This window comes from Streptosporangium sp. NPDC000563, from assembly GCF_040299985.1.
In the GTDB taxonomy this organism is placed as follows: Bacteria; Actinomycetota; Actinomycetes; order Streptosporangiales; family Streptosporangiaceae; genus Streptosporangium.
The window spans coordinates 111,618-127,715 of record NZ_JBEPDA010000005.1 but is presented as its reverse complement, the minus strand read 5'-3'; the positions used below and the strand labels follow the sequence as shown (position 1 = coordinate 127,715).

Below are 16,098 nucleotides of genomic sequence, written 5' to 3'. Positions count from 1 at the left end.
CGGGAATCTTGCTTCGAGTTTCCGTGCTTTGGGGCGGCCGGGTGAGGCGGTTCCGTTGGAACAGCGGGCGTTGGCTATTGCTGAGGCTGTTCATGGCCCCGATCATCCCGATACTGCTATTTGGCGGCAAGATATTTCTTACTGACAAATGCTTCCGGCGCCAGTTCGAATAGAAGCTTTAGGGCTTCTGCTGGGCAAGTCGTGTGCGAACTAATCACATCTAGCTTCGGTGATTTTACGCTTGCGCTTGTGTTTTCCGATGCAACTTTTTTGGCTGCCGCGGGGCTTCCGTTCCTCGGGCCTAGCGGCCCTGCGGTACGGGTCCCCTTGCCATCGAATGACAGGGCGGGCCGCCTGCCTGGAGGCTGTATGTACAGCAGCGGAGTAGGACGGACCCTCTCTCCGCCAGGCAGAGGTTTCCTCACGTCAGGTGTCGTCGGCGTCCGGGAAGTGCTTCCGCAGCACCTCCATGGCCTTCGCTGGATCCTGGCCGATCTCCTGTAACAACTCCTCGATGGCCGCATCGGCCCGCCTGGCCCTGCGGAGGCATAAGCGGATCTTCATTCGGCGGAGGCGCAAGCGAAGGCGGTCCAGGACGGACATACGAGGAAGCATCTGGTCTCCGGTGAACGAGAGAAGCCCTCGCCTCATAGGGGGAGGGCGAGGGCGGGACGGGTAACGCGCCCGTCGGTGTACGGGTGGGCCCTCGCCTGACTGGAGAAGGACGACGAGGGCCCGGGGTCCGGCGGTGCGAGGGGGCGCGCTGCCCGCCGGACGAGGTGGGTGGTCCCGCCCCATGCCGTCCCACTCTTCGGGATGGCTCTCCCCTCCAGGTCGGAGCGGGACCACGGACCCCACGAGTGAGCACCTGCGCGCACCCGCCCGCGGGGGTCTGGCCCGACCGCCGCCGCTTCAGTAAGCACCGGCAGCCGGGGGATCATGGAAGCTCGCAGTCCCCTCGGCGAGTGCTCATGGATGTCTTATGGCGGGGTGCGTGCCTCTTGCTTGGGCTGGCCGTGCAGGCGACTCGATCGAGCTTCGGATCCAGGCGCCAGTTCAGATAGACGATCCCGTCCAGCGCGGACTTCCGCTCAAGGTCGTAACCGCAGTGGTCGCAGACCGCGTGAGGCGTGCCGAAATCGGAGCTCATGCCGACGCTCCCCGAAGAATCTCCTGCCGGGCGAGCTCGGTTGCCAGTTCCCGCGCGGTCTCGGCCTCCACGGTGCGGCGGAACGGGGACTCGGGGACAGCCTGCTCCTCTGTCAGCTCTTGGTGGTGGGTGCCTCTCCAGTAGCCGGCGGGACTGTGCCAGAAGCTCCAGGACGGAAAGGCTTCGGTGAGGATCTTCAGCCACTCGGCGTCGTCGATCGGCAGACTCGGGTCAGGCAGCACGAGGGTCATACGGGTGCCACCTGTCGGACGTACAGCTCGGCCCACGACATGTGGTCGTCTCGGGTACTGCGAGATCCGTACCGGTCAGCGAGCGCGGACACTAGCTGCCATACGTCCGAGTGTCTGGGAGTACCCGGCTTCGGCGTGTTCGGGTCACGAACCTCGAAGCGGATGCAGTTCGGGGCGATGGTCGTGACGAGGCGGATGGCGCTGCCCTGTTCGGTGCGGGTGAGGGAGTCGGAGACCATGGCGCGCACCACCTGTTCGGCGTCATCGATGCGGTCAGGCTGGTGCTGCTTGGCGATGGTGCGAGCGTGCTGTACGGCTGCGTCGACGCTGCCGGGCAACGGCGCGTAATCCTGTGAGTAGGTCGACATGATCACCACCAGGAGAAGAGCGATCCGGCTATCCGGCTCGCTAGTCGGATGTCCAGCTTGCAAGCCGGATATCCGGATGTCAACCTGGTGAAGTGGATCAGCCCAGGTACCTTCAGCTCGTCGCGCTCATACGGCGGCAAATCGTCACAGGCGAACTACCTGCCGGAACCCGCCTGCCCGCACGCCAGGACCTGGCCGCCGAGCACGGCGTAGCCGAGGGCGTCATCCGTGAGGCGATCCGCCAGCTCGCTCAGGAAGGGCATGTCATCTCCCGCCCCGGTGCGGGCACCTTCGTGAGGGAGCGGCCACCGGTCCGGAGGATTCCCCGCTCCTGGCACCGAGAGCGGAAGGCCGGCTCACCGTTCGCCGCGAGCATGCTTGAGCAGGCGATGGCCGGAAGCTGGGAGTACGAGTCCGCCACGGTGCGCGCGTCGCCGGAAGTGCGTGCCCGGCTCGCTCTCGACGAGCCCGAGGATGACCGCGATGACGTCATGCACACCCGGTACGTCTTCCGGGCTGGCGGTCAGGTCTGGATGCTGTCGGATTCCTACGAGCCGCTGCAGTTGACCAGAGGCACGATCGTGGCGATGCCGGAGGACGGGCCGCTGGCCGGCCACGGGGTGACGCACCGGATGGCCGAGATCGGTGTGATCGTCGATGACTGGGTTGAGGATGTCAGCGCACGCGCTGCTCTTCCAGGAGAGGCCAAGCGCCTCGGCATCTCGCCGGGGTCCATCGTGCTGACGATCCAGCGGACCTATCTCGCCGATGGACGGCCGGTCGAGGTCGCCGACATCGTGGTCCCGGCCGAGACCTCGCAACTCGGTTACTCCGGTCCGGTGGGCGAACGCGCGAGCGGATGATCCGTTACGAGGGACGTGCCATCACCCTGCTTCAGCGCGGGAGCTTCGTGGCGCACCGGGGGAGTCGGCCCGCGAAGAACTGAGTGACAACGACCACGGACGGAAACGCGTTGCAGCGCACCCGAGCGTTGTCCACCTTTGACGCGACAATGCAGGATGTATCGGCTGGTGGAGACAGCCGAACTCACCGACGCAGCGTCCGGCCGACCGGCCGTCAGGAAGCCCAACGGGTCATCTGCTGATCGGTCCGTAGGCGTCGCCCCATTCGTTGAGCAGGACGAAGCCGGGAAGCGCCACCGTCTCCAAGAGACGGGCCAGCACGTCCGCGGTCGGCGGGAGGTTCAATGTGAGCCACCCGGCCAGCGAGGCGCGGCAGACGTCAAGATCGATACGATCATCGCCGTACTCCCGCTCCAGCTCAGGGACTACCGATCGCATGGCTTCCAGACCACCGGAAGCGCGCGCGAGACAATCCTTCCAGTACGGGACCCTCACGATCAGCTGGATCGCGGCGCCCAGATCACGACCGATCAATCCGGCCTGTCCTTCGGAGTCGGCGAACAGCACAGGCCGTTGCTCGACCTCATCCCCGCACAGGAAGAACGTCCCGCCCGCGCCGTCACCGGCAATCGCTTCCAGCGCATCACCGGACGCCAGTTTCACGACCTCTACGTGATCGGTGCGGGAGACGTCGAAGTCGAACGGCCATATCAACAGTTCGGCGGCCGCTGGAGTGCGACGGATGAGGTCGAGCAGGGGTTCCGGGTACGCCACGGTGAGCACCGTAACAGTTCCCTGGTCTCCTGGATCGCAGGGAAACGATCATCGCCATTCTGGGAAGCGATCGCGGAGTCAGCGAACCCGCTGACACGGGAGCGCAGCCGAGACCGATGGACGTCATCGTCGTGGCATCTGACGACACCGAACGGCATCCGCTGATCGGAGACGGTACGCCCCACCGGGGTTCGCATCGAAGGGGTCAGGGGTTCGAATCCCCTCATCTCCACAAGACGAAAGGCCCGGTTCCAGATCATGGAGCCGGGCCTTTTCGCTGTTCAGGGACTATGTTTTGGCTCCTCCTTGCAGGAGGGGCATATGGCGATGGTGCTGATGGTGCCGTCGCCCCAGACAGTGGTGTTCATCATCGTCCGCCCGTCCAGGGACGCCACCGTGAATTCCGGTACGAAGCGCGTCGTGAGCAGCCCTGCCATCGAGCTCCGCAGCTGATCTACTTCGCTCGCGACGAAGTCCCAGCCATCGAGGAGCCGTACCTGGACCCAGGCGATGTGATCTTCTCCGTCGTACGCTTCGCCGTACTCCGTGTAGTCGGCCGCCAGCAGAAACTCACGCTCTTCGTTGAAGAGTCCGTACTCCGTCGCCATCCGGAACCAGCTCGCATTGACCTTGTCAGGCATGTCCGGGGCGTCGACATCAACTATCTCGTCCGGGAGAGAATCGAACCGGCCGTGCTCGGGGCGGGCACTCGCGGCTGAGTATCCCGCCGGCAGCGGAGGCAACAGGACTTCATCCCGATTCCGCCATTCTATGAAGCGGAGCCCGGCCGGCGCGAGCAGAGCGGCCATCTCGGCATCGGTGATCGTCACAGATGCACGATAACCGTCGAGAAGAGGGCTGGCTTCCGCCGGACTCTCATGGACCAGAGTCAGCGAAAAGTCAGCGAACCCGCTGACACGAGGGCGTGGCCGAGATCATCAGACGGCATCGGCACAGTACCTGACGGCACCAGGTGGCATCCGGCGAGCAGGCCCGGTACGTCCCACCAGGGTTCGTATCGAAGGGGTCAGGGGTTCGAATCCCCTCATCTCCACCCAGGTCAAAGGCCGCTTCCGAGAGATCGGGAGCGGCCTTCTGCGTTGCTGAGTGACTACGCCTCACGGGGTGGCTGCGGCTCCCCAACCGTCGTACTCGGCGTGATACCGAGCCGCCAGGTCGTCGAACAGGTTGCCCGTCTCCCGCACGAAGTCAGGCGAGATCACTGCGGTCGTTTCACAGGTCACCGGCCAGCTGTCCGGATGCTCCGGGGAGGGCTTCCCGATCTCGGGACGCAGGCCGTAGCCGGCGCCGTTGGCCTCCTTGGCGATGCTCTGAGCGGCATCGAAGGTCGGGGCGTACAAGTAGAAGTCCACATGACGAGGCTGCTCAAGATCAGCTCCTGCCTTGGTGAGCTGATGCATCACCATCAGGTCCTTGTACTTGATCCCAAGCTCTGGTGACCGCTCTTCCAGATCAACTTGCTCATGCTTCTTTCTCCGGAACGGCCACATGCGACATCCTTCGTAATCTTGTTCGGATTGGCGATCATAGTCAGTCCGGGAAAAGCTGGTCCATGGCCTCAGCTCCTTCCAGCACGGGAACCTGGCCACCGCCGGCGATCGTCACGGCCTTGTCGGTTCCTCGAACAGGTGTCCAGGAAACGTTTCAACCGAAACACTTCCTGGACCACATGTTCCTGGTGGTCATTTGCGATGGCGGCCGTTTCGGCCGAGACGCGTTTGGACGAGTGCTCATGCAACGTGTCTTACATGCCCGACGAGATCATCTGCTGCTGACCTGCGGGAACGGGGCAACAACCCCGGATGATGCCGGTGTCGTCCGCGCGAGGGTGGACGACACCCGGACAGCTCGGCCGCAGCGGTGGCGAAGCCGGGCCGGTCATCTCCGGCCGGTCTCCTTGACGGACTTGAGTACGGCGTCGGCGATCGAACGTGGGTCGACGCCGAAGTGCTCGCGTACGGACTCCCGGGTGCCGGAGAGGCCGAACCCGTCGGTGCCGAGGGAGGTCCACGGCCGGTCGATCCACGGGCTGATCTGATCCGGCACGGCGCGCATCCAGTCGCTGACCGCGATCACCGGGCCCTCGGTCCCGACCAGGGCCTGCCGGAGGTAGGGCACTCCGGTGGAGGTCATCGCGTCGCGGCGCAGTTCGCTCCACGAGGTGACCGACCAGACGTCGACTCCTACGCCGTGCTCCTCCTGGAGCAGCCGCTGCGCGGCCAGTGCCCAGTGGATCGCGGTGCCGCTGGCGAGCAGGTGGGCCTGGCCGCCGCCGGAGGAGTAGCGGTAGATGCCCTTGAGGATGCCCTCGCGCACGCCCTCGGGCATCGCGGGCTGGGGAAGCGGCTCGTTGTAGAGGGTGAGGTAGTAGAAGACGTCCTCGTCGTCGGGCCCGTACATGCGCCGGAGCCCTTCGCGCACGATCTCCGCGACCTCGTAGCCGAAGGCGGGGTCGTAGGCCAGACACGCGGGGTTGGCGGAGGCGAGCAGCTGGGAGTGCCCGTCGGCATGCTGCAGCCCTTCGCCGGTCATCGTGGTCCGTCCCGCGGTGGCGCCGATCAGGAATCCGCGGCCGAGCTGGTCGGCCAGCGCCCACATCTGGTCGCCGGTCCGCTGCCAGCCGAACATCGAGTAGAAGATGTAGAACGGGATCATGGCCTCGCCGTGGGTGGCGTAGCTGGAGGCGGCGGCCGTGAACGACGCCATCGATCCCGCCTCGGTGATGCCCTCGATCAGGAGCTGGCCGTCGACCGCCTCCTGGTAGGACAGCAGCAGATCCCGGTCGACCGACTCGTAACGCTGGCCCAGCGGAGAGTAGATCCTGGCGGTGGGGAACAGCGACTCCATGCCGAAGGTCCTGGCCTCGTCGGGCACGATGGGCACCCAGCGGCGCCCGGTCTCCGGCTCCTTCATGAGGTCCTTGACCAGGCGGACGAAGGCCATCGTGGTGGCCACCGGCTGCTTGGACCCCTTCTCCAGGGACTGGAACGGCCGCTCGGCCGGCGCCGGCAGCGGCTGGTGGGAGACGGTTCGGCTGGGGATGGGTCCGCCCAGGGCACGGCGGCGCTCGGCCACGTAGCGGACCTCGGGCGAGTCGGGCCCGGGGTGCAGGTACGGCGGCAGGTCCGCGTCGAGTGCCTCGTCCGGCACCGGCAGTCCGAGCCGGTCGCGCAGCGCCCGGAACTCGTCCTGGGTGAGTTTCTTCATCTGGTGGTTGGCGTTGCGCGCCTCCACGCCGGCCCCGAGGGTCCACCCCTTGACGGTCTGTACGAGGATCACCGTCGGCGCGCCGTGGTGGTCGAGGGCCCGGCGGTAGGCGGCGTGCACCTTGCGCGGCTCGTGGCCGGCCCGTGAGCCGCCGACGATGCGCCGCAGGTCCTCATCGGAGTACGGCACGTCCAGCCCGTGGAACAGATGTTGCCTGATGTAGGCCCCGGTCGAGGTGGCGAAGGTCTGGAACTGCCCGTCCGGCATCTCGCCCAGCCGGGACACCAGCTCGTCCGAACCGAGCAGCCCGTCCCATTCGGCGCCCCACAGTGCCTTGACGACGTGCCAGCCCGAGCCCCTGAAGACGCCTTCGAGCTCCTGCACGATGCGGGTGTTGCCGCGCACCGGCCCGTCGAGCCGCTGCAGATTGCAATTGATCACGAAGGTCAGGTTGTCCAGCCCTTCGCGGGCGGCCAGGGTGATGGCCGCCGTGGACTCCGGCTCGTCCATCTCGCCGTCGCCGAGAAAGGCCCATACGTGGCTGAGCGAGGTGTCCTTGATGCCGCGGTTGTGCAGGTAGCGGTTGAACCTGGCCTGGTAGATCGCGTTGAGCGGCCCGAGGCCCATGGACACCGTGGGGAACTGCCAGAACCCGCGCATGCTCCGCGGGTGCGGGTACGACGGCAGCCCGCCCTCGGGCTCGCGCCGGAACAGGTCGAGCTGGCCCTCGGTCAGCCGTCCCTCCAGGAACGCGCGGGCGTAGATGCCCGGGGACGCGTGGCCCTGGAAGTAGACCTGGTCATGACCACCGTGGAAGAAATGGTTGAACCCGACCTCGTACAGCCAGGCGGCCGAGGCATAGGTGGCCAGATGGCCACCGAGGCCGAGCCGGCTGCCCCTGGTGATCATCGCCGCCGCGTTCCACCGGTCGTAGGCCGCGATCCGCTCCTCCAGTTCGAGGTCACCGGGGTAGCCGGGCTCCTCCGACGTCGGCACGGTGTTGATGTACCGGCTGCTCGTGGCCAGCCGCTTCAGCAGGTACTCGGCCCGTTCAGGGCCTGCCGCCCGGCGGACCGCCTCCAGCGATTCCAGCCATTCCGTAGTCTCCTGCGGGTCAATGTCCTTCTCCATGCCACCATTAAACACCCTATGATCGATCATCGGTTGTTTCCATCTGCCATCATGGGACCCATGAAACCTGTCATGCGGCTCCCGCTTCGTGATCAGATCCGGCAGGCCGTACTCGACGGCCTGATCAGCGGCCGATGGGGACCCGGTGACCGCGTGGTGGAGCGGCGCATGGCGGCGGAGCTGGGCGTCAGTCAGGCTCCGGTGCGCGAGGCGCTGCGCGAGCTGGAAGCGCTCCGGCTCGTCGAGTCGTCGCCGCACAAGGGCGCACGGATCCGTCGGCTCACCGCGACCGACCTGCGCGAGATCTACGAGGTGCGGGCGGGCCTGGAGGAGACGGCCGTGCGGCTGCGTTATCCGCCCGTCGAGGCGCTGCGGGTCCACCTCGCCGGCCTACAGCAGGCCGCGGCCGCCTCCTCCATGGTCGACCAGGTACGCCACGGCGTCGCGTTCCACCGCGAGATCGTCAAAGCCTCGGGCAACGACGTGCTCCTGGCGGTGTGGGAGTCACTCGGCATCGAGGTGTGGACGCACCTGTCTATACGGCTGTTCCGGATGCGGCCTTGCGAGAACGCCGCCGACCACGAGCCGCTCATGGCGGCGTTCGAACGCGGGGACCCCGACGCGGGGGCTCTGCTTCGCGACCACATTCTCGGCTACGCACCGCTCAACTGACCACATCTGGTCTCCGCTCCTCGATCTCGATGACGTCGTCCAGTGCGCGTATCGACGGCACGCTTGACCGGGCACCAAGGCTGACGTGGCGGCGTGACAAGCAGCCGGAAACGGAGGACGGCAGCTTAAGCGGGGCCTACTCCGCCCGAGAGTCCTGTCCGACGAGAATAATCCGCGGCATGTCGTAGAAAATCCCTCCTGGTCCGGGCCCGCGCCCGGCGGAGGCGTCGTGGTGCGCGCCGGTCGGGGCGGTGACCACCGCCTGGGCCAGGGGCCGACACTTTTCCGCGCAATTCTTCGGTGACACCGAGGGCGCGTCGTATCCGTATTTGTGATCCGGCCGCTCGTTGACCGCCGGCGCGGTAGCAGCGGCCAGCCTGCTTACCTTACGTAGCTTAACGACCTTCAAGCGGCTGACCAGCTTAGTTCGCTTGACGACCCCAGATAACGATCGTAGTGCGTGCGCCACCACGTTTTCGGCCTGAAGCCCCTCCGACGCCGGGCTCGCCGGAGCGGGGCCCCTGGCGAGCCGATAGTCGATCAGTTCCTCGGCGGACTGTAAGCACTGGGAAACGATCATTGCGTGTTCGGGAAGCGATCATCGAGCCCTCGGATTCGCACAGCTCAGCCGTACTCGTGAACGCCCCACCAGGGGCTGTTCTTGAGTTAGCTCAGGAACGGTTGACGAGATCCCGTCCGATCGCTTGATCGGGCGGGATCTCATCGTTTCCGAGGCCCTGTGGCCGCTGGGTGGGCTGATCTCGGCTCGTGCGGTGGCCCTGGCGGAGGGCGCTGGTAGTGGTGGACCGCTGTGAGCGCGTGTGGGACCGGCCGGTGGGTGTGCACAACCCAACCGCACTGGCGAAGCAGTGGCGGCCGAAGCGGCCACTACCAGCCCTGAAAGCGAAACCGCCGCTGGTGCGCGGCTGGCCGTCGCGCTGCGCCGGGCCCTGGCGGTTTCGGCTGGTGGCCGACCGGCGCATCGACCTGATCCCACTCGCTCCGCTTTCCCGGGATCCGGTATGAGCCTGACCTGCGGCGGTCGGCGCCGCCATTTCCGGCCAGGCGTCTGGGGGTGTTTCGGAAGTCGGTGGTGCGCCTGATTGGCCGGCCCGGCAAAACAGCCCCGCCCCCTCGTCTTGATATCGCCGATCGGTTTTCGGAACGTTCTCGCGCCGATCGACCTCTCCCCCCCTGTGAACCGAAAGGTCCTTGACGAACCGGCAGGGAGAACAAAGGCGTCGCCGCCTGCGGGTGGGCCGTCTGACCTGGAAACATCCTGCAGGCATGAGATTTCCCGCAGGGTCGCTGAGCAAAGAGGGCCTTTTCCGGGACAGCGGACCTTAGCTGAGAAGAGTCCGGTGCGGGGAGCGTCGATCCTGTTTCGCCTGGAAAGAACGATCGCTCAGCCACCGTCTTCCTTCATCTTGGGGCCGGGGGGCACCGACACTTGCCTGGCCCTTACCGCAGGGCCTCTCCGACTCTTACAGAAAGATCGGTGACCGTAGGGGCAGAGGCTTCGCTTGTGCTATGGCACCTCCCGTGTCTTTAACGCCGAAGGGAACGTGGGCCTCCATCCGTACCGTCGTGTGATCATCATCGTATTACGGAAAGGTATACGCGCCGATCATATTCCGTTTGCTCCATTTACAAGCCGGGCCGCTGGCGGCATCCTCGGATGCAAACGAAACCTTGTCGAGCACGTCGCGAAGCAGAGAAATTCCGGAGGTCGTGCCGGAGATATGCCTCAACCTGGAGTCCCAGTTGTCGCACATTCGCCGTAGCCGCAGCCGGTGTTTTCGTCGCGTCATCGGATAGGCGTGAAAGAGCAGCTCATGGATATTGAGATCTCCGTATCCGAACCAGATTCGGTGGATGCCGCGAACGATCTGTATGAATGGCTGGTAGAGGAACCCGAGTTGGCAGGCCGGGTGCGCCTCCTCGATACTCCGCCGGCCCCGGGCACACTCGGTCCTCTGGCCGAGGCACTGCGGATCGCGCTTGAGCCGGGCGGAGCGGTGACGGTACTGGCCACGGTCCTGATCGCCTGGCTGCGATACCGGACGGGCAAGGTGACGATCACGATCGTCAACAAGGACGGTGAGTCCAAGGTCGACGTACTCGCCGAACGGGTGAAAGCCCTTGATGCCGCAGGTGCCCAGACGCTGGCGGCGGAAGTCGTTCGAGCCGTGGAGGGCCCGGGACGTGGCGTGGAGGCCGTCCAGGCCGTCGACGGCCCGGAACCCGACGCGAGAGGTGTCTAGGATGCCGGGAATGCTCACCGGCCCCGGCTCCCGGGCGCTGCTGATCGGATCGTCCGCGCATTCCCCCGAATCCATCCTCCAGTCGGTCCCTTCGGTCATCGAGACGGTCACGGCGCTCGCCGACCGCCTGGTGGAACGCGCGGGGCTCGACCCGCTGAACCTGACCAGGCTCACCGATCCCCCGGATCCGAACGCTATCGGTGCCGCCCTGGTGTCGGCGGCGGAATCGGCCTCCGACGTGCTCTTCCTCTACTACGTGGGTCACGGTCTGATCGGCCCGAACAAGGAACTGCACCTGGCGACGCGGGCCACCGTCGATCTGAGGCGCGGAGTGGCGGCCCACCAGGCGCTGCCGTTCTCGACGGTGAGGGAGGTTCTCTCCCGCTGCCGGGCCCGGCTCATCGTCATCGGCCTGGACTGCTGTTTCTCCGGCAGGGCGTCGGGGCCGGTGGGGGCGACGACGGACGAGGTGTTCGAGACGACATGGCGGCACGGCACCTACCTCCTCGCCTCGGCGAGCGGGCAGGAGAGCGCCTGGGCCCGCCCGGGAGAACCGCACACCGCCTTCACCGGCGAGTTGATCCGGCTGCTCACCGAAGGAGACCCCCGAGGCCCGCGCGAGTTCACCCTGGACGCCCTCTATCGCTCCCTGGACCGTTCCCTGGCCGAGAGGAGACTGCCACGGCCACGCCGCCAGGCCACCGATAACACCGACATGCTCGCGCTGGCGCCCAACCCCGCCTACCGGGCCCCCGTTTCCCCCGGCCTGCCACCCGAGGCCGGCGGCCTGGACGGCTTCAGCCCTTACCAGGGACTGACCGCGTTCGGCCCGGAGGACGCCCATCTGTTCTTCGGCAGGGACGAGCTCGCCGGGGTTCTGCGAGCCCGGGTGCTGGACGTCCCTCCCGCCGACGTTCCGCTCGCGGTGGTGGGGGCCTCGGGTGCTGGAAAATCGTCCCTGCTGGGAGCGGGACTGGTCCCGGCCCTCCGGCAGGCCGGCCGCCCTCACCTGTTGATCACCCCGGGCGACGATCCCCTGGGAAGGCTGGCCGAGCGCCTGTCTCGGCTCCCGGCGGAGTCGTCCCACGCCGTGCCCGGCGCGATCGCGGCGACTCCGGGCGCTTTCTGTGCCGTGCTGCGAGGGCTGCCTCGCGAGTCCGGCAGGCCGGTGGTGATCGTCGACCAGTTCGAGGAGGTCTTCACCGCCTGCGCTGACGAGAGCGCGCGGCAGGCTTTCATCGAGACGATCTGCGCGGCCTGTCGCGGGGACGAAGGGCAGGAGCCCGCGGCCACCGTCGTCATCGGTGTACGCGCCGACTTCTACGGCCACTGCAGCCGATATCCCCGGCTGGTGGCGTCTTTGGAGCATCCCGTCGTCGTCGGGCCGATGACCGCCGACCAACTGCGTGACGTGATCGAAAGACCCGCACGACTCTCCGGGCTGGCCCTGCAGGACGGTCTGGCGAATCTCCTGTTGCGTGAGCTCGGCGCGACCAGCGCCACCATGTCCGCGAGCGCGCGGGCCTCGCTTCCCCTGCTCTCGCACGCGCTGCTCGCGACCTGGCAGCATCGCGAGGGACAGGTACTGACGCTGGCCGGATACCACGCCACCGGCGGCATCGACCACGCCATCGCCGCCAGCGCGGACGCGGCCCTTTCACGGCTCGACGACGAGGGCAAGAGGACGGCGCGGCGGATCCTGCTGAGGCTGGTGTACCTCCAGGAGGGCACCGAGGACACCCGGCGGGTCGTCGCGCTGCCCGAACTGTTGCCACCGCCGGTCTCGGCCGCTCACGCGTCCACCCGGCGGGTGCTGGACGAGTTCGCCGCCGCGCGCCTGATCACTGTCGGCGAGAACACCGTTCAAATCGCCCACGAGGCGCTCATCCGAGCCTGGCCCCAGCTCGGGGAGTGGATCGACGCCAACCGGGCGAACCTCATGATCCAGCAACAGCTCGCGGAGGACTCCGCGGCCTGGGACCAGCACGACCGCGACCCCGCGTACCTCTACACCGACACCCGCCTGGTCGCGGCGCGCAAGGTCACGGCCGAGTTGGAGCAGGGGGATCTCCAGCCGCTGGAGACGGCCTTCCTGGAGGCCGGCATGCGGCTCCGCCGTCGCCGCACGCGGATCACCCGCCAGGTGATCGCGGCGCTCTCGGTGCTCCTGCTGGTCGCCACGGTGGCGGGGGTCGCGGCCTTTCTACAGGCAAGGGCCGTCCAGAAGCAGCGCGACGACGTGACCTCGCAGCGAAGCTCCGACATCGGCAACCGCCTCACGGACAGGACGCTGGGAGCCCAGCTGATCCTCGCCGCGTACGGTATCAGCGCGACCCCGGAATCCCGGGGAGCGCTGCTGTCGACCGCCTCGCGTGCCGCGCCGACCAGGATCATCGCCGACCACGCCCAGGCGTACCAGGTCGCGTTCGACCCCCGGGGCAGGAACATCGCGGTGGCGTACGCGGATGGCACGGTCGAGATGTGGGACGTCCACGATCGGAGCAGGCCAACGAAACTGGCGGAGCTGAAAGTGGACTCCCATCCGGCGACCGGGGTCGCGTTCAGCCGGGACGGTCGCCTACTCACCACCACCTCCGCCGGTAACGTGGCCCGGCTCTGGGACGTCACCGTCCCCAGGAGACCGAGGATGACGGCCCTGGTGACCGGGCATCGGGGGACGCTCAACGGCGTCACCTTCAGTGCCGCCGGGACCATGGTCACCGCCTCGGATGACAAGACGGCGAAACTCTGGAGTGTCGCAGACCCAGGCCGCCCCGAGCTTCTCTCCACACTGGAAGGCCACGAGGCCGGATTACGGAACGCCTCCTTCAGCGCGGACGGGCGGTTGCTGGCCACGGCCTCCAACGACCACACCATCAGGCTGTGGGATGTTTCGGACGGTAGGCGGCCCAGGTTTCTCTCCACGATCAAGGGTCATATCAACGCGGTGAGCCATGTCTCCTTCAGCCCTGACGGGAAAACCCTGGCCAGCGCGTCAGAAGACTGGGGCATGTCTCTATGGAACGTGTCGCGCCCGGACAGGCCCGTGAATCTGAGCACTTCCTATCCGGCCAAGGAACGCCTCTACGGGGTCGACTTCAGCCCTGACGGGTCAATGGTCGCCGCCGCCTCGGCCGACAACCTCGTCTACCTGTGGAACGTGTCCGACCCGAGGAAGCCTCTGCTTCTCTTCTCGTTGGGCAGTCACCTCGCGGAGGTGCAGGATGTGGTCTTCAGCCCGGACGGGCACACCCTGGCGACGACCTCCTCGGACGGCGCGACCCGCCTGTGGAACCTGAGCACCCCCGGGGTGCCCCTGGTCCTGCCCACGCTCAGGGGGCACCTCGACGCCGTCACGAGCCTGGCGTTCAGTGCCGACGGACGGATCGCCGTCACCGGTTCCGTCGACCGTACCGCCCGCCTGTGGAACGTCTCGGACTTCCGGAAGGCGACGTTCCTGGCCAACGTGCGGGAGGAGAGCAACACCATCGATGGGGTCGCGCTAAGCCGCGACGGGAAGCTGCTGGCCACGGCGTGCGGCTGCGGACTGGGGCGATTGTGGGACATCGCCGTTCCTGCGAAACCCCGGCTTCTGGCCACGCTCAGGAGCAACGCAAGCAGGGCCGACGCCGTGGCGTTCGCCCCGGACGGGAAGCTGCTGGCCATGGCATGCGGGTGTGGTTCGGTCGAGCTGTGGGACCTGTCCGTGCCGGCCAAGCCGAAACTGCTGTTCGACAGGCGTATACACGGCGATGCCGCCTGGGACATCACCTTCAGCCCGGACGGGCGATACCTGGCCACCGCGTCCGCCGACAGGACCGTAACGATATGGGACGCCTCGAACCCTCGGCGTCTCTCGATGCTCTCAAGGATCACCGCACACTCTGTTGACGTCAGTTCCGTGGCCTTCAGCTCCGACGGTACCCGCATGGCCACGGCGTCCAACGATGGAACAGCACGCATATGGGACGTGTCTCTTCCCTCCAAGCCACGGCAACTCTCCGAGGTGCGTGGCCATTCGGCGGCGGTGAAGTCGGTGGCCTTCGGCCCGGGTGATCGCATGCTGGCGACCGCTTCCGCCGACCAGACGGTGCGTCTGTGGGAGGTGGGCGACGCGACCAGCCCAAGATTGTGGGCGGTCCTGTCGGGCCATTCGGGAACGGTGTACAGCGTGCTGTTCCATCCCGGGACCGGGACCCTCGCCACCGCCTCGGGGGACACGACCGCCCAGTTCTGGAGTGTCGATGTCGCGCTGGCTGAGAAGAGGATCTGTGAGACTTCGGGTATCCCTATTACCAGGGAGGAATGGCGGCAATACCTTCCGGGCACCCTCTACACTCCGCAGTGCGGTTAATGGCGCAGAGCTTCCTCTGGTGAAGGATCGTGAGCAGGCTCCGTTCACCGTTGCTGATCTTTTGTGGGAAGACGCCGGATCGGGTTCCGACTGCTGAGGCGCTGTGGACAGTCGGGCGAAGTCTTCGCCCCCACTGCTCGCGCGCCACAGCGTGTTGCGCGGCTCATTACCGACCTGCAGATTTGTCCTGGCTTGCCGCTACCCTTCCCGCCATGACGATCATATTCACGGCCCAATCCGCTGGAGCCGATGAAGACCTGGAGGGTGAATGCCTGTCCGCCGGAGGCGCGTACGGGACAGTCCCTCCAGTACGGGACCCTCGCGATCAGCTGGATCGCGGCGGTCAGATCGTGGCCGATCAGCCCGGACTGCCCCTCGGAGTCGGCGTACAGCACGGGCCGTTCTCCCGACGCCTCCCCACACAGGAGGAACGTCCCGCCCGAGCCATCACCGGCAACTGCTTCAAGCGCATCACCGGACGCCAGCCTCACCGCTTCGAGGTGATCGGTGCGGGAAATGTCGAAGTCGAACGGCCATGCCAGCAGCTCGGCGGCCGCCGGAGTGCGGTGGATGAGATCGAGAAGGGGATCCGGACGCGACACGAGGAGCACCGTAACAGCTCCTGGCCCTCCTCAACCGCTGGGAAACGATCACTTTCGTTCCGGGAAGCGATCTCCGGAAGGGCGCTTCGCCGCAGGCCAGACCTACTCGTGAACGACCCACCAGATCGAAAAGCCCGGTTCCTGATCATGGAGCCGGGCTTTTTCGCTGAGCCCTTTCGTTCTCACCAGCCCGTCTGTCAGGAGCTTCGTTGCGCCATTAGGCGAACACCGCTTGAGGCGATCACGATCAGGTCATCGACCCGAGCGCGGGGGACCCGACCTCTTCCCCGTTTCTCCGCTGCAGGAAGTGGAGCTCAATGGGAGCGAGCAGAGCGGCCATTTGTGTATCAGCGGCGCCACTGGTCGAGGAAGTGGTCGTTGGCGACGGTGACGAGCAAGGCGATCAGGATGGTCCGGGCGACGATGGCGTTGGCGCCGATG

General features: G+C 66.6%; 13 protein-coding genes. 5 read left to right on the top strand and 8 right to left on the bottom strand.

Annotated features, from left to right (window positions below):
- On the top strand, nucleotides 1–145 hold a 145-nt coding region (locus ABT352_RS15615; RefSeq protein ID WP_350945796.1), incomplete at its 5' end, for a tetratricopeptide repeat protein.
- Between the two features lie 281 nt (nucleotides 146–426).
- Here ABT352_RS15615 and ABT352_RS15610 read toward each other — a convergent pair.
- The 3 genes from ABT352_RS15610 to ABT352_RS15600 all read right to left on the bottom strand — a co-directional run bounded on the left by ABT352_RS15610 (nucleotide 427) and on the right by ABT352_RS15600 (nucleotide 1,769).
- A complete protein-coding gene (locus ABT352_RS15610; RefSeq protein ID WP_350945508.1) occupies nucleotides 427–564 on the bottom strand; it encodes a hypothetical protein in 138 nt (45 codons plus the stop codon).
- Between the two features lie 582 nt (nucleotides 565–1,146).
- Nucleotides 1,147–1,401 (bottom strand): hypothetical protein, encoded by a 255-nt coding sequence (locus ABT352_RS15605; protein ID WP_350945507.1) that lies wholly within the window; start codon nucleotides 1,399–1,401, stop codon nucleotides 1,147–1,149.
- Nucleotides 1,398–1,769 carry a hypothetical protein gene (locus tag ABT352_RS15600; protein WP_350945506.1) on the bottom strand — a complete coding sequence of 124 codons (372 nt, stop codon included), beginning with the start codon at nucleotides 1,767–1,769 and terminating at the stop codon, nucleotides 1,398–1,400. Before ABT352_RS15600 ends, ABT352_RS15605 begins: the two co-directional genes overlap by 4 nt.
- A 92-nt stretch (nucleotides 1,770–1,861) precedes the next feature.
- Here ABT352_RS15600 and ABT352_RS15595 point away from each other — a divergent pair, with 92 nt between their 5' ends.
- Complete coding sequence (locus tag ABT352_RS15595; RefSeq protein ID WP_350945505.1) at nucleotides 1,862–2,632, top strand: GntR family transcriptional regulator; 771 nt, start codon at nucleotides 1,862–1,864, stop codon at nucleotides 2,630–2,632.
- A gap of 231 nt (nucleotides 2,633–2,863) precedes the next feature.
- Here ABT352_RS15595 and ABT352_RS15590 read toward each other — a convergent pair whose 3' ends face one another.
- The 4 genes from ABT352_RS15590 to aceE all read right to left on the bottom strand — a co-directional run bounded on the left by ABT352_RS15590 (nucleotide 2,864) and on the right by aceE (nucleotide 7,765).
- Entirely contained in the window at nucleotides 2,864–3,406 is a 543-nt protein-coding gene (locus tag ABT352_RS15590; RefSeq protein ID WP_350945504.1) for a hypothetical protein, read from the bottom strand.
- A 281-nt stretch (nucleotides 3,407–3,687) separates the two neighbouring features.
- Nucleotides 3,688–4,236 carry a hypothetical protein gene (locus ABT352_RS15585; RefSeq protein ID WP_350945503.1) on the bottom strand — a complete coding sequence of 183 codons (549 nt, stop codon included), beginning with the start codon at nucleotides 4,234–4,236 and terminating at the stop codon, nucleotides 3,688–3,690.
- 288 nt (nucleotides 4,237–4,524) lie between these two features.
- Nucleotides 4,525–4,917 (bottom strand): ribonuclease E inhibitor RraB, encoded by a 393-nt coding sequence (locus ABT352_RS15580; protein WP_350945502.1) that lies wholly within the window; start codon nucleotides 4,915–4,917, stop codon nucleotides 4,525–4,527.
- Nucleotides 4,918–5,305: 388 nt separating this feature from the next.
- A complete protein-coding gene (gene aceE / locus ABT352_RS15575; protein ID WP_350945501.1) occupies nucleotides 5,306–7,765 on the bottom strand; it encodes a pyruvate dehydrogenase (acetyl-transferring), homodimeric type in 2,460 nt (819 codons plus the stop codon).
- 60 nt (nucleotides 7,766–7,825) lie between these two features.
- Between aceE and ABT352_RS15570 the strand changes: the two genes are divergently transcribed.
- The 3 genes from ABT352_RS15570 (at nucleotide 7,826) to ABT352_RS15560 (ending at nucleotide 15,055) form a co-directional block, all read left to right on the top strand.
- A complete protein-coding gene (locus ABT352_RS15570; RefSeq protein ID WP_350945500.1) occupies nucleotides 7,826–8,437 on the top strand; it encodes a GntR family transcriptional regulator in 612 nt (203 codons plus the stop codon).
- A gap of 1,820 nt (nucleotides 8,438–10,257) precedes the next feature.
- Complete coding sequence (locus ABT352_RS15565; protein ID WP_350945499.1) at nucleotides 10,258–10,701, top strand: effector-associated constant component EACC1; 444 nt, start codon at nucleotides 10,258–10,260, stop codon at nucleotides 10,699–10,701.
- Nucleotide 10,702: 1 nt separating this feature from the next.
- Nucleotides 10,703–15,055 carry a caspase, EACC1-associated type gene (locus ABT352_RS15560; protein ID WP_350945498.1) on the top strand — a complete coding sequence of 1,451 codons (4,353 nt, stop codon included), beginning with the start codon at nucleotides 10,703–10,705 and terminating at the stop codon, nucleotides 15,053–15,055.
- Nucleotides 15,056–15,099: 44 nt separating this feature from the next.
- On the opposite strand, the gene ABT352_RS15555 is transcribed toward ABT352_RS15560, so the two are convergent.
- Nucleotides 15,100–15,666, bottom strand: coding sequence for a hypothetical protein (locus tag ABT352_RS15555; RefSeq protein ID WP_350945497.1), 567 nt, complete (start codon nucleotides 15,664–15,666; stop codon nucleotides 15,100–15,102).
- Nucleotides 15,667–16,098: the final 432 nt, after the last annotated feature.